Raw genomic sequence first — 19,803 nt, forward strand, 5'->3', positions numbered from 1 at the left:
TATCACGGTACCTATCCATTAGTTCACAGCGAGTACAATCATTCCAATTCCTGCAGCGGTTAAAATACCGCCCTCCAGTCCGCTGATCTGCTCCCCGCCGAACACCACATTCCATTCGCCCAGCTCAGGTAGCCTCAGGGCTGCACCATCCGGGTTGGCATTGTACAGAACGTACAGATGCTCCGCAGAATCTCCTCCCGCATGATCGCGGAGGGTGAAGGCCACCGCCTGCGCCTGCGCTTCCTCGAAGACCAAATGGTCACGGATCTCCTCGGCGGTACGCAGCCGGAAGGCGGGATGAGCCGCTCGCAGCGCAATCAGCTGCTTCATGTACGCTACTGATTCAGCATGCTCCGCGCAGCGTTCCCAGTCCAGCCAGTTCACTTCCACTGGTGATTTATAGCTGTTCTCCACACCGTCCTTGGTCCGCAGGAACTCCTGCCCGGCATGAATGAACGGTATCCCCTGACTCGTCAGCACGATAGCCGAGGCCAGATGGTGCATAGCGCGGCGCTGCCCGTCTTCTGCTCCTGCCGTAGACAAGACCAGCTTATCCCACAGTGTATGATTGTCATGGCACTCCACGAAGTTCACACTCTGCTGCGGCTCCTGGGCGTATTGCCCAAGGCCGGGCCCGTAGTAGATCGCTCCGGCAATGCCTGCCTTCACATTGCGCTCGAAGCCGAATCCGCCGCTGATGAAGCCCTTCTGGTCATGCAGAAATATATTTCCTTTGACCGCATCGCGGAAGCCGTCATTAAAATGCCCGATGCCTGGCATCTCATTGGCCTGGCGCTGGTTAGCCCGAAGGTCCTCTGGCAGCTCCGTGTCCATCACCCAGCCTTCGCCGATAGTGATCAGAGAGGGGTCCAGCTCATCCAGACGGCGGCGGATCTCGTTCATGGTCCCTGTATCATGCAGTCCCATCAGATCGAAGCGGAAGCCGTCAATATGGTACTCCTTAGCCCAGTACAACACGGACTCTATGATGAAACGGGACATCATCTTGCGCTCAGAAGCAGTGTCGTTCCCGCAGCCGGAGCCGTTCGACAACCGCCCGTCCTGCTTATACCGCAGATAATAGCCAGGGACCAGCTTGGTGAAATTAACCCGGAAGCCGTCATAGACATGATTGTAGACCACATCCATGATGACACGCAGGCCGCGGTCATGAAGTGCCTGAATCATTGTCTTCAGCTCCCGGATGCGCAGGCCCGGAACATACGGATCTGACGCATAAGAGCCTTCAGGAGCATTGTAATTCTTGGGATCATATCCCCAATTATAATGAGGCTCCGTAAGAAGGGTCTCATCCACGCTCTCTGTCGCATAATCATAGATAGGCAGCAGCTGCACATGGGTAACACCGAGACTGGCAATATGATCAAGACCGGTGGCAATGCCCTCGGGACCCCGGGTTCCGGCTTCTGCAAGGCCGAGGTATTGCCCTGTATGCTTAATCCCGCTGGCAGGATGAACCGATAAGTCACGCAGGTGAAGCTCATAGATCACCGCATCCACCGGGTCCTCCAGCGGCGGCTTATCCTGCGTCCAGCGTGCGGGATCGGTCTTGCGCAGATCCAGTATAGCCCCTCTGTCCCCGTTCACCCCGACCGCGCGGGCATACGGGTCCACCGCTTCGTTCCATAGATCACCGATACGCACCTTGTAGGTGTAGAACATTCCGTCCAGATCACCCGGAACGCTGAGTCTCCAGGTTCCCCGGACGTCTCGCACCATGGGTATCTGCCGCTGCGCAGCATCCTTCCAGGATGGATAGAGCACCAGCTCCGCTTCCTGGGCCGTCGGGGCCCACAGACAGAACGCGGAGCCGGACGCCGAATAGGTTAGGCCAAGATCCTCTCCGTCATAGCTGAACAGCTCATCGAAACTCCGGTCGAAGACGGAGATTCCGCTGGTAGCCGCCGGGTCCCCGTAATCAATCGGTTCCTTCATTTCCTTCTGTACTGACAAGGCTTACCGCCTCCTTTACCCTTAACTAAATATACGGCAGGGCTCCTGGGTTTTATACAACTCTTCATTTCTCTAAATGAAATTTTATCCTAACCGCCAACTTTGTGCAAACGTTTGAATCACACTTTGCAAGTGGAAACGGCTTGGCCGTCCTTTTAAAGGACGGGACCGTTTCAGCGAGAATAGGAGGATTATTATTCCGGCAGGTCGAGCGACACCATCGTAAGTATTTTTTTATTGGCTGAATAGGAGATCTGCCGTTCTCTGCCCGGCGTATAACCGCCGCCCGGATGCTGCACCCCGTTGTCATGGACAACCAGCTTGCAGGAGCCGTCCTCCTCATCCTCATAGCCGATTCCCAGCACCCAATGATAGTCATACGCATATCTGCCCCGCCAGCGGAGGCTGAACCACTTGTCGAATTTGAGCGCAACCGGACGCCCGGCATCAATCTCGGCCTGGTAGCGCCCGATATCATTGAACACGGATATCTTAATCAGGTCAGAGCGGTGACTTAAAGGCGGCAGGGCTGCACCGATGTACGCCCGGAGGCCTCTGACAAAGCTGCGTGCGCTCATGCCCCAGGGCGTCCCGCCATGATGGGTGTAGATGTAATTGATGTGCGCGGCCATGGAATCAAAATGACGGATACCCGGAATAAACGTCCGGCCCTTATGCGAATGCCAATATTCCAGGAGGGCAGCCATGGTCGCCGGCCCGCAGGCTGAGGAAGGCGAGGCTACGCCTGTCTCCCACTGTGTATACGCCTTCGCCTTCAATCGCTCACCAGAAGGCCTCCGGCTCATAGGGATACCTTATGGCTGAAATGCTCCAGATCCAGTTCCATATCTACAGGCAGGATAAAATAGAAATCAGATCCTTCCCCGACGACACTCTCGACCGTGATGGCACCGCCCATCAGCTCCACCAGCTTTTTGCAGATGGCCAGTCCCAATCCGGTTCCCCCATACTTGCGGTTAATGGACGGGTGCAGCTGCGAGAAGGACTGGAACAGTAGCGGCTGCTTCTCCGAAGGGATTCCTATCCCTGTATCGGCCACGCTGAATTTAAGCGTCAGCTTCTTGCGATCCCTGCTATATTCTCTGCTGAGCAGAATGGAGACCTGTCCCGTCTCGGTGAATTTCACGGCATTGCTGACGAGATTCACCAGCACCTGGCGCAGCCGGGCCGCATCTCCCATGATCAGCTCCGGCACATCCGCAGCCATGCGGCAGGACAGCTCAATATTCTTTTCACGGGCCTTCGGTATGAACAGTTCCGTGATATTGTCGAGTAATTCCGCCAGACTTACCGGCTCGCGGGTAAGCGTCATTTTACCGGCTTCGATTTTGCTGAAATCCAGAATTTCATTAAGAATATATAACAGGGATGCACTGCTCTCGCTGATAATCTGGGTATACCCCCGCTGTTCTTCCGTCAATTCCGTCTCACTCAGCAGATCGGTCATGCCCATTATTCCGTTCATCGGTGTACGCAGCTCATGGCTCATGACGGCGAGAAATTCCGATTTGGCCTGGTCCGCCTTCTCCGCCAGCTCCTTGGCTCTGATAATCTCCTTCTCCCCGGTAGTGTCACGGAAGACGACAACCGCTCCCTTGCGCTCACCCTTGTCGAACAGCGGGGTAACCTGGTACTCGGCCAGGAAGCTGGAGCCGTCCTTGCGCCACAGCACCGCATCCAGGCTCTGATGGGCTTCTCCTGCCCGGACTGCCCGCATCAGCGGAGACTCCTCCGGCCGATAATGGTTGCCGTCAAGCGCGGTCTGCTGGATGGGGTCCAGGTAAGGATGCCCGGTAATCTCATCACATTCGAAGCCCAGCATATGCGCCCCCGCAGGATTAATAAAGGTGACCCGCCCCTCGTTGTCCAGACCAAATATCCCTTCGGACACGGCATTGAGAATCAGGGTATAATCATTGCTCAGCTTCTCAATCTGCTCCGTGTACCTGATATGATCCGTAATATCGCGGGAGATCCCATATACCCCAACCACCTGATGATCCACAACGATTGGAATATTAATCGTATTGATCTCCACCGGATGCCCGTCTTTGTGGATCAGCGTCAGATCATAGCTCTGCGGCTCCCCCTGGCTGGCCAGGGTGAAATGATGCAGCGTCTTCTGGATATCCTTCTCAGCCACCAGCGGTCCGAAATAATTCCCCAGCAGCTCCTCCAGCGAGTAGCCGGTCAGCTTCTCCAGATTGGCATTTGCCGTCAGGTAATCCCCCTGCAGATTCATGGAATATACCGCCGCAGGATTATACTCGAACAGGGATTTGTAGCGTTGCTCGTTCTCCTGCAGCTTCGATTCGAATTGCTTGCGTTCAGTAATGTCACGGCCTACGGCAATAATCTCCGTCTTCCGGCCCTGCGCGTCAAAAATATACCGGCTGTTCGTCTCAAACCATATATATGTTCCGTTCTTGTGCCGGTAGCGGTAGGAGGCCGGCGGAATCAATCCCGAATCCACGCTCTCCGCCATCTGATTCAGAATCATCTCCAGATCATCAGGATGCAGGTAATCGTAGGCACTGGTGCCGATCATCTCCTCAGGCTCATAACCGAGCAGCGAACGGCTGGCCGGTGAGCAATACAGGAAGATACTGTCCTTAATCGCATGGCGCGAGATCAGGTCAAGGGAGTTCTCCGACATCAGCCGGAAATTCCGTTCACTCTCCCGCAGCTGCTCCTCCATATGCATACGCTCCGTAATATCCTGCATCATGCCGAACAGCTGGGCTGGCTGGCCCTCCGGTCCCAGGATGACATCCCACTGGACATGCACCATCACGACCTCCCCATCCGGCAAAATCATCCGGTAAGCCGTATTCCCCGGCTCCCCTAGTCCCATAGCCCGTTCTACGGCCTCCTGCAGAATCCTGATATCTTCCGGATGGACCAGTGCCAGGAAGGCCTCCTGATTCACTTGGCCTGTCTCCACACTATATTGCAGAATACGCCGCAGTTCGTCGGAGAACGTGATTCTGCCCTTCACCAGATCCCAGCCCCATGAGCCTATTCGCGCCACCCGCTGCGCGGACGCAAGGGCCTCCTCGCTAGCTTTGCGCCGTGTAACATTACGCCCGATCCCCATAATCCGAGTGATTTCACCCTTATCGCCGCGGACCACATGGAAGGATGTCTCGAACCACAGATAATGGCCCTCCTTATGGCGCAGGCGGCGGATGGAGATATTGTTCTTCAGCAGGCTGCCGGAGCTGTTGATGGCTTCAACATCCTCCAGGTGATAGAAATCGGCGCGGTTCCTGCCGACGATCTCCTCCGGATGGTATCCGATCTGGGAATAGGAGGACGGCGATATGAAGGTTATCGTCCCGTCGGGCAGGGAGAAGGAGATCATACTCTGATCGTCTTTTATGAATAAATTGTACAGATCGCGGCTGTCTACGGTCAGCTGGTCAGCAATTTTGCGGTCTGTTACATCCTGTGCATATACAATAACGGTCCGGCTGGAAGGCTCCTCTTCCGCATAGATGAAGGTCAGGGAGAGCCAGGACGGCTTCCCGTCACTGCCGGAGAACCGCTGCTCCACCTGGAGAGGCTGTCCCTGCCGCTGTGCAAGCTCTGTCCCGATTCGCTGAATAGAGAATTCTTCCTGCAGGTCCCGGCCGGCCCCCGATAGAGTCCCTGAGAGAAATTCAGGCTCAGTGCAGCCCAGCATATTGCAAAAAGCAGGATTAATCTTCATCCATCTGCCTCCTTCCGGAGACAATACAGCCATCCCCACCGGAGATAACTGGAAGGCTTGATCGAGAATGCTGTTATTCCTAGCCAGGTTATCCATCACCTAAGGCCTCCTTCATTTTGGGGCTGGCGCTTCTGCTGACCCTCTGTTGTGCTTCCCTTGACGTTCTTCCTTCACAGTATACGATAAGACCGTCACGGAATGAAATGAAGGTCCTCCCCCTTGATTCGCATAAGTTAAAATTGATAATATTGACAAAATTAAGATATTATATCTATAATAAAAAGCAAAACTATCTTCGTGACTCATTACGCCGGAAGCACCCGTAATAGAGGCCTGTTGGCCTTTACTGCGGGTGCTTTCTTTGTGCTGCGGGACATGAAGACAAGCGGAGGAATGTAATGAATAATCTGTACAAGCCCAGTTGTCTGCTGCTATCCCTCTTGATTGCCCTCGCCCTCAGCTTCCCGGCCGGTCCGGCTTCGGCAGCAGCAACGGTGATTACCTCATCGGTTCAGGCTTCCTTTGATCTGACTGCTGCTAAGGCAGACAGCACTGCCCGCGCCCGGATGAAGAGCCAGTTCACTGAGCTGACCGTCCTGTCTGCCGGGTATGACAGCCGGGAGGTGCAGATCAGGACGCTTCATGATCAGAATACAGAGGCGCTGAATGCAGTCCGGGAGTCCATCAAGAATATAGACCAGGCCTCCATCACCAAGCTGAGCACCGCCGTCAGCAGTGCCAAGCAGCGTTATCAGCCGCTGTTCGATCAATACAGCGCGCTGAACAAGCGGATCTCCCTGCTCAAGGGACTGAAGGACAAGACGCTGAACTCCGTCCTGAAGGCCCAGTCGGAAGCCATGAAGCTGCTGGTCCAAATGGCCCGCCAGGAGATCCGCGACAAGGAAGCGCTGCTCAAGGCCGCCAAGGATACCCGTACCCGCCGGATGGCCGCTGCCCGCAAGACCCTGGCGGGCATTGACAGACCGCAAAGCTTAATCAAATCACAGAAAAGCGCAGTCTCTGCACTGAACAAGCGGCTAACGGCAGACTGGAGCGACTTCAAGGCGGCCATCCGCAAGCAGAATCCGGCTCTCACCGGACAATCCTTATCCTCTATGGTCTCCGGGTACAAGCAGATCGCGGCGGGGAAGCTGAAGATCCTGGAGTATGAGCAGACGATTGCCGGAGTTATTGCCGCCACCCTTAGACAGACAGGCAGCTAAGCCGCAGACGACGCCCACTACTTACTCCTGTGTCTTCTGCACGCCTGAACGCATATGTTAGGTTAAGAACCCTATCTACTATGCAACGGGAGGAGCGGCCACAATGCACATCTGCATGATTGCACCGGAGCAGTTCACGGTTCCGGGCGACGGCTCTGTAGAGATTTGCATCTGGAATATCGCCCGGCGGCTGGCCAAGAGACATAAGGTAACCATCGTAAGCCGCAGAGCCGCCGGGCTTCCTGACACGGATGAGCTCGAGCAGGTCCAGTTCATCCGGCTGCCCTCAGGCACCCCTTCCCGGTACCGCAGCTCCGTTCTTATGTTCCTGGAAGCAGCCGAGCCGTTCGATCTCATCCAGATCGATAACCGGCCGCGGCTCGTAGCTGCTGTGAAGCGGCAGCACCCCGGCACTCCGGTGCTGGCATTCCTTCACTCTCTCACGTTCGTGCCGCAGGAGCCCGGTATCGCCCGCAGCCTGGCCATGGCCGATGCCGTCACAGCCAACAGCAGCTCCCTGGAGCAGCGGCTTATCCGGAGGTTCCCAGGCATTCGCAGCAAGCTTCGCGTGGTTCCCCTGGGAGCAGACCTGTCACGCTTCACCCCGGCATCAACACAGGAGAAGATGCGTCTGCGCACGGTGTATGGCCTTGGTCCCGGCTTCACGGTCCTGTTCGTAGGCCGGGTCATTCCGCGCAAGGGGGTTCCCATTCTGCTCCGGGCCATGCACCGCCTGAACCGGCATATGCCTGCCCGGCTGCTGATCGCAGGCAGGGGGAAGCCGCCGTATCTCCGGCAACTGAGAGCCCTTGCCCGGCGGCTGGGTGTACAGGTAGCCTTTCTTGGAAATATCCCCCATAAGGATATCCACAGTCTGTACCAGGCTGCCGACTGCTTGATCTGCCCCTCCCAGCAGCATGAATCCTTCGGGCTGGTGAATGTGGAGGCTATGGCCTCGGGACTGCCGGTGATCGCCTCCAGCAACGGCGGAATCCGGGAGATTATCGATTCGGGTCATAACGGCTATCTGGTGAAGCAGTACAGGAACCCCGCTGCTTTTGCCAGCCGTATGCTGCAGATCGGCCGCAATCCTGAGCTCGCCGCAAGGATCGGACTGCAGGGAAGAAGCGATACGCTGCATATGTATGAATGGCAGCATACCGCAGAGCTGCTGGAGAATATTTATCTGAAGCTGGTGCCTTCACGTTAACCAGGGGGAAGCTTTCTTCTTGAGGGCTCCTCCGGTTAACGAAGGGCACAACGCTTAACCTTGAAATACTTTCCTGGAGGGCGGACAGCACCGGACTGTAAGTCCGGTCAGGATGCGACAATGTGTAATACGGATTTGTGTTGATCCTTCTCGCAGGATGCAGCCGGAGTTTATAATATACTACACGTGTAAGCGTTACCATTAAACAAATGCACTATACAGTAAGCCACCGAGATATTGGCAACCCCCTACAACCTATTATTCGCTGTAGAAAGGGTGCATCGTTATGTTAATGATCAAGACTCTTGCTTATGAAAGAGGCAGCAAAGCCTCCTCCCGGTCTCCGTCTTCACGGACGGCCCGGAGGCTGCCTTGCTGCCTCTATGAATTCCTGGTCTTGCGATGATCAGATCAGCTGGATCACGGTAAGCCCCAGCCCGACCACAAAGCCGCAGACGGCACCGTTGACACGAATCCACTGCAGATCCTTGCCGACCTTCTCCTCCAGCATATTGACCAGAGCGGCATCGTCCATCTGATCCAGGTTCTCCTTGACCAGTTGCCCGATCCGGTAATGATTAGCTTCCACGAAGGAGATTAGCGTACCGCGAATCCGGTCCTCTGATGTCTGAATCCATTCCTTCTCCTGGCTAACCCGCCGGACAAGTAGGGCATATATCGAGAACAGCCTGCGCCCGCCCCGGACCCGGTCCTCTTCCAGCAGCGTAACCGCCTTGCCGCGCAGCCCTTGCAGCTGCTGCAGTACAAATGCGGCGGCCGCTTCCCCTTGAAGCTCATTCAGCGCCCAATTCTTCAGCGAGGCAATCCGTGCTTCATCGCTCAGCAGCTGGAACAGAGCCACCCGGATCTCCCGGATGACTTCCTCCCGGTAGGGGCTATCTTCTTCCTTAAAGTCACGGATCGTAGACTGCACCATACCCTGGAGCATTTCCCCCAGCATATCGGCATCCACGAACCCGACGAAGGCCTGGAAGGCCATTCCCTTCAGTCCGCCAAGCTTGACCTCAGCCAGCTTCTCACTGGCGATCTTGCCCAGCATGGCCCGCGTCTCCGGGCGTCCACTCCAGGCGGAGATCCCCTCCAGCGCAAAATCAAGAGCGGCAATATCCTTGCCCTCATTCATCAGACTGGTGGCAATGGTGTCTGCGGCAACTCCGAGCTTAGCTTCACGCAGGTAGCTTGCCGCTGCCGATTGAATATACGGAACGGCCTGCTCTACCGGAAGCCGCAGTACGAAGCCCTTCAGCTGCTCCAGCACTTCCTGCCGCGCTTTCTTTCTGGAGAAGAACCGGGTCAGTACGGTGGCTCCGAGCGAGATTATATTGAATGTGCGCAGCTTATTCTCAATGCTCTCCTTATTCAGCAGTTCATTCTCCATCGCAGAGATCAGAGACTGGATCAGCTTATCCCGGTTCTTCAGCAGCAGCGAGGTATGCGGAATTCTAAGGCCCAGCGGATGGCGGAACAGCGCCGTCACGGCAAACCAGTCGGCTATTCCTCCGACCAGCCCTGCCTCGAAGCCCCCTCTCAGCAGAATAACTGCCAGATTCTCCGGCAGAAACAACGTGAACAGAAAGCCGCAGGCCATAATGGCCAGAGAGATCGTAGCTAAATTTCTGGATTTCATCAGTATCTTTTCCCCCTTACATAGCGACCCCAAGCCGCTTGCACCCCGGGCATCGTCCCATTCGTATTCAGCAGACGAACCAGGCAGTCACGCTCTAGGTCTGCCTTTCATTGTACCACGTGAGCACACTTTTCTGAAAATCCGTCACGCTGCATGCAGCGGCCAATCTATACTGCAATCTTATAGATGAACACTTTAATTTTTAGTTTCCCGATAAATAATGATAAAATACAGGCAAAGCATACGCAGCCTTGCAGGGGAACCTACAATAAATAGATAGAACAGGAGATCAATCTCATGCTTATTGCACTGGATATGGACGGAACACTGCTCAATGCGGAGGGCGAAATCAGCAGGGAGAACAAAGAGGCTATTCTTCACGCACAGCGTCTGGGGCATATCGTGATTATTGCTACAGGCCGGTCCTATATGGACGCTGAGCGGCAGCTGCGGCTGGCTGATCTGGAGTGCCCTGTGGTGAGTCTTAACGGTGCTGTGATCACGCTTGCTGACCGGACGGTGGCGGCAAGCACTCCGCTGAATAAAGAGGATATTATCCCCGCACTGCGCTGGATGAATGAAGTTCCTGAATTGTACTACGAGGTATACACAGAGGATAACGTATATGTAGAGCTGGACAAGCGGGTACAGCTGGAAAAGCTGGCTACTCATAAGGACACTGAGGTTCCTGAGGAATTGGCTTGGCTGCTACAGGCGATGGTTGATCAGCAGTTCCAGCAGGCAGCGGTAACTTACGTGGAGAAGATGGAGGACGTCTGGAGCAAGGAAGAGAATCTGATCTATAAGACCCTGGTCTTCTCGCTGAACCGTGAGCTGCTGAAGGAAGTCTCTGTGCGGTTCGCCGCCATTCCCGGACTGATTATTACCGCATCGCATGTCAACAATATCGAGATCAATCATAAGGAAGCGAATAAGGGTGCCGGTGTAAGCAGGCTCGCTGCCCACTACGGGATTCCTGCGGAGCAAGTGGCGGTCATGGGCGACAGCTACAATGATCTGCCTATGTTCGAGATGGCAGGGTACAAGATTGCCATGGAGAATGCCGCACCCGTTCTGAAGCAGACCGCCGACTTCATTACATCAAGTAATACGGAGAATGGTGTAGCGGCAGGACTGCGGCATCTTCTGGATAAGGAACAAGCGTAGCGACAGCAAAACAGCCTTCGCATGAAGGCTGTTCCTGTTAGCGGCGGTCGGTTCCCGAGCGCCGAAAGCATAATAATGAGATGGCGCCCAGGTTGACTGCCAGATATAGAATGAGCGTCAACCGTTCGGCATTGGTTAATTCCATCAGAACCGGAATAAACATGATATCCCTCCATACCTCACTTCTACTTGTACATCTGTTATAATCAGCTAGTCCTTTGTCCAATATATTATCCTCATCTGTCAAAAAATGGACTTTATGATAAATGGCGTTATTTCCTGCTGGGAGGAGTTATTCTATGAACCATCTATACCCCGGGATTGCCCGGTTATATGAGAACCGGCTGCTGCGCACCGAGCTGGAATGCGAGCAGTTCGATCTGGCACTGGAGGGTCTGGCCGGTGATACGGAGGATGCCGTCATTCACCAGATTTTCAAAGTATTCGACGATGATACCGAGCAGGAAGAGGTGATGTTCAGCCTTGTTCATTTTGTAGAGAGTGTCCAGATGGAGATGTACCTCACCCAGCTGCTGGAGTCGCTGCCCGAGATGCTGGAGCATGCCCGCAACTGGGCGATTGTGCTGAATCAACGAATTCTCCAGGACGACCGCTACCGCAAGGATTACGCTGAGATCGCTGTGCGCATGCCGCCAAGAATACGGCAGTGTCTGGCCTTCCTGCTGGAGGAGATCAAGGAGGATCAGCCCCGGCTATACGAGCGCAGGGTGAATTCCATTCTCGCCAAGCTGAATGCATCCGGGAGATAGCCCCGTGCAGAAAAGAGTGCGGAATGGTATAGTGTATACTGGCCAAAATTGCATGGCTGATCACGCATTCAGAAACAAACAAAGGTGAACTTAATGAACAAGCTTATATACCATAATATCCCGCTGGGAGCCAGCGGTGAGCATATACCCCAGGCGGAGGTAGCCTCAGCCCGGACAAGCCGGGAGACGGTACAGCCGGGGGACAGCGATGCCGCTTATTTCAGGCGGCTGGAGGCCGGCGGTATTCTGCTCAATCCTCCGCAGATCTCAGCGGTGCGGCATCATCTCGGACCGCTGCTGACGCTGGCGGGAGCGGGCTCCGGCAAAACCTCGGTGCTGATCTGCAGAACCGGGTATTTGCTGTCTGTGCGCGGCATCGCCCCCGGACGCCTGCTGCTGCTAACCTTCTCCAGTAAGGCAGCAGCAGAGATGCGCGGGCGGATCGCCCTGCTGCCTGGGGTGAACGAGGGGGATGCTGCGCGCCTGCAGGCGCGTACGTTCCACTCGTTCTTTCTATATTTCCTGCGGCGGCAAGGGCTGCGGCAGGATATTTTCCACGAGACCCGCCGCCAGCATATTCTGCTGAAGCAGATTATGCGCGAGCTGGGACTGCCGAAGGATGCCTATCCGCCGGAGAATCTGCTCAGTCTGCTCTCCGCCTGCAAGATGAACATGGGCTTGCCCGGGCAGCTGCCGGAGACGACCGAGGCTGAGAAGGAGATGAAGGCCATCCTGGCTCTGTACGAGCAGTGGAAGACCGATCATTTCAAGATCGATTTCGACGATGTCCTGCTGCTCGCCTACCAGATGCTCCGGGAACAGCCGGCGCTGCTGCGGGAGCTGCAGCAGCAGTATCAATATGTGATGGTTGATGAGTTCCAGGATACGAATGCGCTGCAATATGAGCTGGTGAAGATGGTTGCTGCTCCGCAGGATAATCTGATGGTGGTCGGCGACGATGACCAGACGATCTACTCCTTCAACGGTGCCCGCAGCGAGTTCATCCTGGAGTTCGAGAAGCTGTATCCGCAGGCCAAGGTGATCACGCTGGATATCAACTACCGATCCGGTCCGGCGATCATCGGGCTGGGCAACGGCATCATCCGCCATAACTCACGGCGACGCGACAAGACGCTGCAGGCGTTCCGCAGCAACGGTCTGCCGCCCCGTTATCTGCGTCCGCAGACAGCAGATGACGAGGCTGGACAGATTGTGGAGCATATTGAGCGTGAAACTCAGAGCGGAGCCAGGGAATACCGTGATTTCGCCCTGTTATACCGCGCAACAAGCAGCAACCGGGCGGTCCTGGAGCTGCTGCTGCTGCGCGATATTCCTTATATTGATTACGGGGAAGGCCAGCTGCTCTATGAGCATTGGCTGATCTCTCCAGTGCTGGATCACCTGCGCCTGTCGGTTAACCGCAGGGACTTCGCCGCCATGGAGAATATTCTGCCGACGCTGTACATGAGCCGGGACAAGGGTATGGAGCATATCCGGCGCATGGAGGCGGTACAGGCGAAGCAGGGCCCGCTTATTCATCTGCTGTCCATGCCGGGCATGGAGGATTTCAAGGGCGTCAAGCTGCGCGAGCGGCTGGACCTGATCCGCGGCCTGCGGGAGCTGACGCCGGTGCAGGCGATCCGCCAGATCCGCACGGTATTCTATGATTATTTCATTGAAGGCAGCGAGCGCCATCAGGCTACGCTACACCGGGAGACGTTGAAAGAAATGCTGGATGAGCTGGAAGCATCGGCGGAGCGGTTCGCTACAATTCCGCTGTTCCTCGAATTCATCGACAACGTAACGGAGCGTAACGAGCAGAACCGGCAACCGGGGCTGAAGGAGCAAGGCAACCGGGTGGCGCTGATGACCATCCACAAATCCAAAGGGCTGGAGTTCCCCGTCGTCTTCCTGATCGGAGCCTCAGAGGGAATTCTGCCGCATAGCTCCGCGCTGGAGGAGGACCGCGCCAAGGACCGCAAGCCAGCGAAGGCCTCCGTCAAGGTGATCAGCACGGCTGCCGCAAGAGCCGCAGCCGAAGCGGGCATTGCCGCATTGGAGGAGGAGCGCCGGCTCGCCTACGTGGCCGTTACCCGGGCCAAGGAGGAGCTGTTCATCAGCTCGCCTGCAAGACATCGGGGCAAAAAAGCGGAGGTCTCGCGCTTCATGCTCGCGGCCTTCCGTTCGGCAGCCCGCCCGTATACATCAGCTCCGGCGGCCGGAGTCAGAACGCCTGTTACCCGCAGCAGCGCTACGGGTTCATCCGCAGTCAGAACACACACCGTCCCGGTCTGGACATGCACCGGCAAAGCCTGTAAGGGCTGGACCCGGATGAAGGCGGGCGCCGCCGAGGATCACCTGGCCTCGAAGCCCTGTCCGCTCTGCAGCGCCCCGATGAGCCAGAGCAGCCGGGAAGTCCCGGTGTAAGCGAATATTCGGCTGCCGTTTCGGCGAGAAATAGCAGGATAATGTATAGCGTGAAGCATATAAATTCTTATAATTCAACAAAAAGCCCCTTCCAGCAGACGTAACCGGAGTCATGATATCCTCATGAATTCCGAATACGTTCTGCCCGAAGGGGCTATTATTCGTTAATCTGTATTTAAGCCGGAGTAACTACTACCGGTTCTTCAACTTCTTCATGTACAGTCTTGATCTGAATCATGACAGTACTTGGATCGGTCAGCACTTCAATTCCATCCTTGAAGATCAGATCCGACACCAGTAATTGGTCGCCGATGGCCAGGCCGCTGATATCCACTTCCATGGAAGTAGGCAGATCGCCCGGCATACAGCGGACCTCTACTTCATAGATTTCCACCTGCAGTACGCCGCCTTCTTTGACGCCAACAGCTTCGCCTGCAAAATGAATGGTCACCTTGCTGTCCATGCTGATGCTCATGTTCACATGCTGAAAATCGATATGCAGCACTTTACCGGACATCGACTGCTTCTGAATGTGCTGAACCACTACCGGAAGGGTCGTTCCATCTGACAGCTTCGCCTGTAGAATTGCCCGCGGATTCGTTCTCAGCATCTCCAGCAGTTCCTTCTCGTTCACTTCAAGACTGAGTGTATCTTTACCAATCCCGTACAGTACAGCCGGGATGCGGCCCTGCTTTCTTGCCACATTCAGGTTGGACTTTGTTTCCGATGTACGATTGTTTAGTTGAATGAATATACCCATTGCTTGGTTCCCGCTCTCTTTGACCATAAATTCTTGTCAAACAAAGTGTACCATGACCATAGAATCTAGTCAAACCAGTAACATTACACTTCGTATTCGGCAAAAGGATCAGGAAGCTCAATTCTGTAGGCTTCTGCATCGCTGACGCCTACAGACAACACCGCCCGGCCGGCCGTCCCGCGTACCAGTCCGCCGCTGAAGATCACATCCTGCAGATCAGGCCGTTTACCCGGGCCGACCGGAAAATCGCTGCGGGCCGCAATGATTTTGACCGGAGTTGTCTCGAAGGTGTCCGGATTAAGCGAGAAGACCATAGCGTAATAATGCTTCTTCCCCAGAGGGTCGAAGCAGGCAATATGTCCAAGTACCCCCACATGGCCATTCTTAAGCAGATGGGCTTCATTGGCTCCGCCCCACTCTTCCGGCACGAACTGATGCTGCAGAATCTCCGCCTCCAGGAAGGTCTGTTCATGCAGCTCCTCCAGTGAATCAATAATGGTGAAGCCAATCTGTCCTCTGCCGCCCCGGTCTCCCTGCGGTCTGGTCAGTACGCCGATTCTGCCATCCTGAAGCTCAATCAGCCGGATATCCTTCATCAGCTCCGGACCGGAGGAGAAGTGGTGCAGCGAGTCGATCCGGTATCCCCGGTAGAACTGGGTAACCCAGGAGACTATCTTGGGCGGCTTATCCCCAGCCGTAATCACCTCAACTCCGCCGACAATCAATTCTCCTTTGACGCGGGTTACGCAAGGGTCCTGCAGATTATAGGTATGGGTATGCGCACGGGGAACCCATACACCATCCTCGCCGGATGTAAAAAAGAAGACTTGAGAGAACTCGCTATCCCGTTCCTCAACTCTTCCCAAGATCACTTCCTCCCCGTCATGCAGAAACGGAGCCGTTATATTGTAGACATCACGCCCGCCCACACCGGAGAAGACTAGCTTCTCCACGTGCACGGTACGGAGATTGGCATAAAAGGTATCCAGTAGTTCATTACAGGTTGCTGTCTTCGCCGGGCTCCTTGTCATTGCCTTCCTCCTCATATTCATTTGTCTTATCTATGTCCCAGTCATTCTCATCGGATTCCATCCGGATCAATTCTCCGGGCTGAATATTGAAATACGTACACAGCTTCAGCAGCAGATCCCGGGGATACTGTACCATCTCGTCTTTGTACATCCGCCGGACGGAATCGAAATGGTAATTAATGTCCTTCGCTAGCTTGCGAATCGATAATTTCGGGTCATGCTTCTCCATAACCTCACTCAATTTACTGCGTATGACTGGCATCCATACACCTCCTACATCACTATATCCGGTGATTTCAAGGGAGTCAATAAATTGACAAGATTAAATGGTCATGTTATAGTTTGGGCAGGAAATGATTTGCAGAAACAAAATTTTATACCACTCATCTCCGGAAAATAAAGCCCGCTTTATTTTCTTTTTTTGTCCCCAAAAGTTCGATAATCAATAGGGAGGCTTTCTATTATGAACCACAGCAACCGCAATAAAAACATTGTTTTCCTGTCCACCAGCCTGCCTAGAGAATGCGGAATTGCTACCTTCACCCAGGATCTGCTGGATGAATTCACGAAGCTTCAGGGCTTCAACAAACCGCGCATCATCGCCATGAATAACAACGGGAACTACCGTTACACGGATCAGGTCATGCGGGAAATTAACCAACATCAGCTATCCGATTATATAGAATCAGCCAGAGACATCAACCAGTCAGATACCGATTTGCTAGTCATTCAGCATGAATTCGGCATCTATGGCGGAGAGAGCGGCGAATATCTGCTGCAGTTCACAGAAGAGCTTCAGGTCCCTTACGTGGTTATCTTCCACACTGTCTTAACCAAGCCTACTCCCAAGCAGCATGAGATCATCACCCGGCTCGCCGAAGGAAGCGTCAAGGTGGTGACCATGGCCCAGTCCACAGTAGAGGATCTGATCTCTGTCTATCATATTAATGCCGCCAAAATAGCTTTCATTCATCACGGCGTTCCGTTTGTCCAGACCTCCACACGTGCAGAGCTGAAGCTCCAGTACAAGTTCGGCGAACGCAAAATCCTGTCGACCTTTGGCTTCCTGAGTCCCGGCAAGGGCATTGAATATGCCATTGAGGCTATGAGCGGAGTAGTGAAGCAGCATCCGGACGCGCTATATATTATCTGGGGCAAGACCCATCCGGTCGTCAAACAGGAGATAGGTGAAGTATACCGTCAAAAGCTGACCGATCTGGTGCATGAATTAGACCTGGTCAATAATGTGCTGTTCGTCGACAAGCTGCTGACCCAGGAAGAGGTCATCGAGTCCCTGGTGATGTCCGATATTTATATGACTCCTTATCTGGGCAAGGATCAGGCCGTCAGCGGCACGCTTGCTTACGGCGTCGGATATGGCAGAGTGATTATCTCCACTCCTTACCGCTATGCCGAAGAGATGCTTGCCGGAGGCCGCGGCCTGCTGGCGAATTTCCGTGATTCGGCTTCCCTCGAAGCCTGTATTCTGGAGCTGCTGGATGATCCGGCCAAGGTTAAGGATATGGAGCAGCGTACACAGGAGCTTGGCAGTACGATGATGTGGAGTGAGGTTGCGAAGACCTACGCGGCCATCTTTCAGGATCTCCTAGCCCTCCGCGCCCCGGCTGACCGGAGTGTGATTTAATGCAGACACCTATAGCGTCACAGTTCAGAACTGACTATATGCGCCGGATCACCGATGATACAGGAATCTTTCAGCATACAAAGTTCGGCGTGCCCGACCGTGCCAAAGGCTACACCACCGATGACAATGCTCGGGCTTTAATCGCAGCTGTGCTGATGTACAAAAAGACTCAGGACAACGCCTCCCTCGACCTGATCCATACGTACCTCTCTTTCGTCCACCATGCACAGACTGAAGAAGGCAACTTCCGGAATTTCATGGACTATAACCGTTCCTTCCTGGAAGAGCGCGGCTCTGAGGATTGCCAGGGGCGTACCCTCTGGGCGCTGGGCTTCGTACTCGCCTATTCTTCCATTCTGCCGGATAACCTGCTGAATACCTGCCGCTATCTGATCAACCAGGCGCTGCCGCATATCGGCGGAATGCGCTCTCCCCGGGCCTTGGCCTATGCCGTTGTCGGACTTAGCTACCTGCTCAAAACTCCCGGAGCACGCACTTACTCCTTCCCTTATCCGCATACACCAAGCACAGAAGAAGAACAGGCCTTCCTGCCTGAAGCTATCGTTGGCGGGCTGATCGAATCGATCGCCGTCCGGCTGAATGACCAATACAATCTCACCAAGGGCGAAGGCTGGAATTGGTATGAAGACAGCCTTACGTACGGGAACTCGATGCTGCCCTGGGCGCTGCTTAAGGCTTACAAGATTTCCGGCAATCCGGCGCTGAGAATCACGGCTAAGGAAAGCCTCGATTTCCTGATCTCCCGGACCTTCGCGCCGGAAGGCTATTACAAGCCCATTGGCAGCCACGGCTGGCTGCTGCGGGGCGGCAAGCCTGCTCTCTATGACGAGCAGCCGATCGAAGCCTGCGAGATGCTGCTGGCCTGCCGGGAAGCTGCCACGGTGCTTAAGGACCCTGCTTATCTGCATCAGGCAGACTTATGCTATGCCTGGTATACGGGGAATAACTCCTTGCAGCTCAGCCTGATCGATCCCCAGACCGGGGCTTGCTACGACGGGATTCACAGCTCAGGGCTGAACCTCAATCAGGGATCGGAGAGCATTATATCCTTCTCGATTGCCCATCTGGTGACTCATCATGGATAAATACGCAACAATACTTGCAGGGGGTGGCGGCACCCGCTTCTGGCCGCTGTCCAGACAGGAAATTCCCAAGCAGCTGCTGAACATCAGCGGCAACGACATTATGCTGAACGATACTATTGAACGCTTCAAGGGCATTATCCCGCAAGAGAATACCGTGATCGTAACGAACCGCACCCAGGCGGTGCTGTTGGAGAGCATTATGCACAGCAGTGTGCAGAAGAGCAATATTCTGATCGAGCCTGTGGCTAGGAATACTTCAGCAAGCATCCTGTTCGCCGCTTTCTCCATCCAGCAGATGAGTGAAGGGGATTCCTTGATGGTGGTCCTGCCTTCCGACCACTATATTACCGATGAACCGCAGTTCCGGCTTACACTGGATGAGGCCTGCACGGTAGCGATGGAGAGTGATGCCATTGTCACGATCGGGATCAAACCGACCTTCCCGTCCACCGGCTACGGCTACATCGCTTATGACAAAGAGCCCATCGCAGTCAAGCCGGTTGCCGTATACGATGTAGCTGAATTTGTGGAGAAGCCGGATTTCAAGAAGGCACAGGGGTATCTGGCCTCAGGCAATTACCTCTGGAACAGCGGAATCTTCATCTGGAAGACCTCCGTTATTATTGATAACTTCAAGCGCTACCTGCCGCGGCTGTACAATACCATGCTGCCGATCCGCGATGCACTCGGTACAGATCAGGAGCAGGAGACCCTTAACCGGATCTATCCGCTGCTGCAGAACATCTCGATTGACTACGGCATTCTCGAGCGTTCCGACGAGGTAGTGGTCCTGTCCGGCCAGTTCGGCTGGAATGACATCGGCAGCTGGGACGCGCTCGGTTCCATCTTCCCGCCTGACGATGAAGGCAACATCATCAAAGCGAATCATGTCGGCATCGACACCCGCAATTCCATCATCTACGGCAACGGGCGGCTGATCACCACTATCGGCGTAGACGGCTTCATCATCGCTGACACGGGGGATGCAGTTATGATCTGCCCCAAGGATAAAGCACAGTCGGTCAAAGACATTGTGGATCTGCTGAAGGAAAAGGGAATGTTGGAGTACGTATAAGATTTGTTGCCTCTACAATGAAAAACTCTTATTA

At 54.7% G+C, this 19,803-nt stretch carries 16 protein-coding genes; 8 read left to right on the forward strand and 8 right to left on the reverse strand.

Going from position 1 to position 19,803, the window contains the following annotated elements; all coding sequences use genetic code 11:
- Positions 1-18: 18 nt before the first annotated feature.
- From pulA to MKY96_RS27095, 3 genes are all read right to left on the reverse strand, one after another.
- Positions 19-1,974 (reverse strand): type I pullulanase, encoded by a 1,956-nt coding sequence (gene pulA / locus MKY96_RS27085; RefSeq protein WP_340945235.1) that lies wholly within the window; start codon positions 1,972-1,974, stop codon positions 19-21.
- A gap of 194 nt (positions 1,975-2,168) precedes the next feature.
- The gene (locus MKY96_RS27090) at positions 2,169-2,780 is read right to left on the reverse strand and encodes a C39 family peptidase (protein WP_340945236.1); all 612 of its coding nucleotides are present in this window, start codon (positions 2,778-2,780) and stop codon (positions 2,169-2,171) included.
- Positions 2,777-5,803: a PAS domain-containing protein gene (locus MKY96_RS27095; RefSeq protein ID WP_340945237.1), complete on the reverse strand. Its 3,027-nt coding sequence runs from the start codon at positions 5,801-5,803 to the stop codon at positions 2,777-2,779. The genes MKY96_RS27090 and MKY96_RS27095 overlap by 4 nt, the downstream gene beginning before the upstream one ends.
- Before the next feature lie 302 nt (positions 5,804-6,105).
- On the opposite strand from MKY96_RS27095, the gene MKY96_RS27100 reads away from it, so the two are divergent.
- Together MKY96_RS27100 and MKY96_RS27105 are read left to right on the forward strand one after the other, a co-directional pair.
- Positions 6,106-6,930: a hypothetical protein gene (locus MKY96_RS27100; RefSeq protein WP_340945238.1), complete on the forward strand. Its 825-nt coding sequence runs from the start codon at positions 6,106-6,108 to the stop codon at positions 6,928-6,930.
- 103 nt (positions 6,931-7,033) lie between these two features.
- Positions 7,034-8,140: a glycosyltransferase family 4 protein gene (locus MKY96_RS27105; RefSeq protein ID WP_340945239.1), complete on the forward strand. Its 1,107-nt coding sequence runs from the start codon at positions 7,034-7,036 to the stop codon at positions 8,138-8,140.
- Between the two features lie 406 nt (positions 8,141-8,546).
- On the opposite strand, the gene MKY96_RS27110 is transcribed toward MKY96_RS27105, so the two are convergent.
- Entirely contained in the window at positions 8,547-9,788 is a 1,242-nt protein-coding gene (locus tag MKY96_RS27110) for a DUF445 domain-containing protein (RefSeq protein ID WP_340945240.1), read from the reverse strand.
- Between the two features lie 297 nt (positions 9,789-10,085).
- Between MKY96_RS27110 and MKY96_RS27115 the strand changes: the two genes are divergently transcribed.
- Positions 10,086-10,955, forward strand: a complete 870-nt coding sequence (locus tag MKY96_RS27115) for a Cof-type HAD-IIB family hydrolase (protein WP_340945242.1) — start codon at positions 10,086-10,088, stop codon at positions 10,953-10,955.
- 37 nt (positions 10,956-10,992) lie between these two features.
- Here MKY96_RS27115 and MKY96_RS27120 read toward each other — a convergent pair whose 3' ends face one another.
- On the reverse strand, positions 10,993-11,118 hold the full coding sequence (locus tag MKY96_RS27120) for a hypothetical protein (protein WP_340945244.1): 126 nt from the start codon (positions 11,116-11,118) through the stop codon (positions 10,993-10,995).
- A gap of 136 nt (positions 11,119-11,254) precedes the next feature.
- Here MKY96_RS27120 and MKY96_RS27125 point away from each other — a divergent pair, with 136 nt between their 5' ends.
- Together MKY96_RS27125 and MKY96_RS27130 are read left to right on the forward strand one after the other, a co-directional pair.
- On the forward strand, positions 11,255-11,725 hold the full coding sequence (locus tag MKY96_RS27125; RefSeq protein ID WP_340945246.1) for an Imm30 family immunity protein: 471 nt from the start codon (positions 11,255-11,257) through the stop codon (positions 11,723-11,725).
- A gap of 93 nt (positions 11,726-11,818) precedes the next feature.
- Entirely contained in the window at positions 11,819-14,152 is a 2,334-nt protein-coding gene (locus MKY96_RS27130) for a UvrD-helicase domain-containing protein (RefSeq protein WP_340945249.1), read from the forward strand.
- 175 nt (positions 14,153-14,327) lie between these two features.
- Here the strand turns inward: MKY96_RS27130 and MKY96_RS27135 are convergent, their stop codons facing one another.
- Genes MKY96_RS27135 through MKY96_RS27145 form a run of 3 tightly spaced genes read right to left on the reverse strand, consistent with a single transcriptional unit; the run spans position 14,328 to position 16,205 of the window.
- Complete coding sequence (locus MKY96_RS27135; protein WP_340945251.1) at positions 14,328-14,939, reverse strand: 50S ribosomal protein L25; 612 nt, start codon at positions 14,937-14,939, stop codon at positions 14,328-14,330.
- Between the two features lie 56 nt (positions 14,940-14,995).
- Positions 14,996-15,943, reverse strand: a complete 948-nt coding sequence (locus tag MKY96_RS27140; RefSeq protein WP_340945253.1) for a DUF1861 family protein — start codon at positions 15,941-15,943, stop codon at positions 14,996-14,998.
- Positions 15,909-16,205: a helix-turn-helix domain-containing protein gene (locus MKY96_RS27145; RefSeq protein WP_211721882.1), complete on the reverse strand. Its 297-nt coding sequence runs from the start codon at positions 16,203-16,205 to the stop codon at positions 15,909-15,911. Before MKY96_RS27145 ends, MKY96_RS27140 begins: the two co-directional genes overlap by 35 nt.
- Positions 16,206-16,406: 201 nt before the next feature.
- Between MKY96_RS27145 and MKY96_RS27150 the strand changes: the two genes are divergently transcribed.
- The 3 genes from MKY96_RS27150 to MKY96_RS27160 are packed head-to-tail and all read left to right on the forward strand — an operon-like array spanning position 16,407 to position 19,769.
- Complete coding sequence (locus MKY96_RS27150) at positions 16,407-17,588, forward strand: glycosyltransferase family 4 protein (protein ID WP_340945255.1); 1,182 nt, start codon at positions 16,407-16,409, stop codon at positions 17,586-17,588.
- The gene (locus tag MKY96_RS27155) at positions 17,588-18,694 is read left to right on the forward strand and encodes a glycosyltransferase (RefSeq protein WP_340945258.1); all 1,107 of its coding nucleotides are present in this window, start codon (positions 17,588-17,590) and stop codon (positions 18,692-18,694) included. Before MKY96_RS27150 ends, MKY96_RS27155 begins: the two co-directional genes overlap by 1 nt.
- Positions 18,687-19,769 (forward strand): mannose-1-phosphate guanylyltransferase, encoded by a 1,083-nt coding sequence (locus MKY96_RS27160; RefSeq protein WP_340945260.1) that lies wholly within the window; start codon positions 18,687-18,689, stop codon positions 19,767-19,769. Before MKY96_RS27155 ends, MKY96_RS27160 begins: the two co-directional genes overlap by 8 nt.
- Positions 19,770-19,803 lie beyond the last annotated feature (34 nt).

It is taken from the genome of Paenibacillus sp. FSL R7-0302 (genome assembly GCF_038006885.1).
In the GTDB taxonomy this organism is placed as follows: Bacteria; Bacillota; Bacilli; order Paenibacillales; family Paenibacillaceae; genus Paenibacillus_AQ.

Bases quoted from the DNA above. Each gene is read 5' to 3' on its own strand.
- MKY96_RS27090 (WP_340945236.1), bottom strand. From the start codon at position 2,780: ATGAGCCGGAGGCCTTCTGGTGAGCGATTGAAGGCGAAGGCGTATACA.
- MKY96_RS27095 (WP_340945237.1), bottom strand. From the start codon at position 5,803: ATGGATAACCTGGCTAGGAATAACAGCATTCTCGATCAAGCCTTCCAG.
- MKY96_RS27100 (WP_340945238.1), top strand. From the start codon at position 6,106: ATGAATAATCTGTACAAGCCCAGTTGTCTGCTGCTATCCCTCTTGATT.
- MKY96_RS27105 (WP_340945239.1), top strand. From the start codon at position 7,034: ATGCACATCTGCATGATTGCACCGGAGCAGTTCACGGTTCCGGGCGAC.
- MKY96_RS27110 (WP_340945240.1), bottom strand. From the start codon at position 9,788: ATGAAATCCAGAAATTTAGCTACGATCTCTCTGGCCATTATGGCCTGC.
- MKY96_RS27115 (WP_340945242.1), top strand. From the start codon at position 10,086: ATGCTTATTGCACTGGATATGGACGGAACACTGCTCAATGCGGAGGGC.
- MKY96_RS27120 (WP_340945244.1), bottom strand. From the start codon at position 11,118: ATGTTTATTCCGGTTCTGATGGAATTAACCAATGCCGAACGGTTGACG.
- MKY96_RS27125 (WP_340945246.1), top strand. From the start codon at position 11,255: ATGAACCATCTATACCCCGGGATTGCCCGGTTATATGAGAACCGGCTG.
- MKY96_RS27130 (WP_340945249.1), top strand. From the start codon at position 11,819: ATGAACAAGCTTATATACCATAATATCCCGCTGGGAGCCAGCGGTGAG.
- MKY96_RS27135 (WP_340945251.1), bottom strand. From the start codon at position 14,939: ATGGTCAAAGAGAGCGGGAACCAAGCAATGGGTATATTCATTCAACTA.
- MKY96_RS27140 (WP_340945253.1), bottom strand. From the start codon at position 15,943: ATGACAAGGAGCCCGGCGAAGACAGCAACCTGTAATGAACTACTGGAT.
- MKY96_RS27145 (WP_211721882.1), bottom strand. From the start codon at position 16,205: ATGCCAGTCATACGCAGTAAATTGAGTGAGGTTATGGAGAAGCATGAC.
- MKY96_RS27150 (WP_340945255.1), top strand. From the start codon at position 16,407: ATGAACCACAGCAACCGCAATAAAAACATTGTTTTCCTGTCCACCAGC.
- MKY96_RS27155 (WP_340945258.1), top strand. From the start codon at position 17,588: ATGCAGACACCTATAGCGTCACAGTTCAGAACTGACTATATGCGCCGG.
- MKY96_RS27160 (WP_340945260.1), top strand. From the start codon at position 18,687: ATGGATAAATACGCAACAATACTTGCAGGGGGTGGCGGCACCCGCTTC.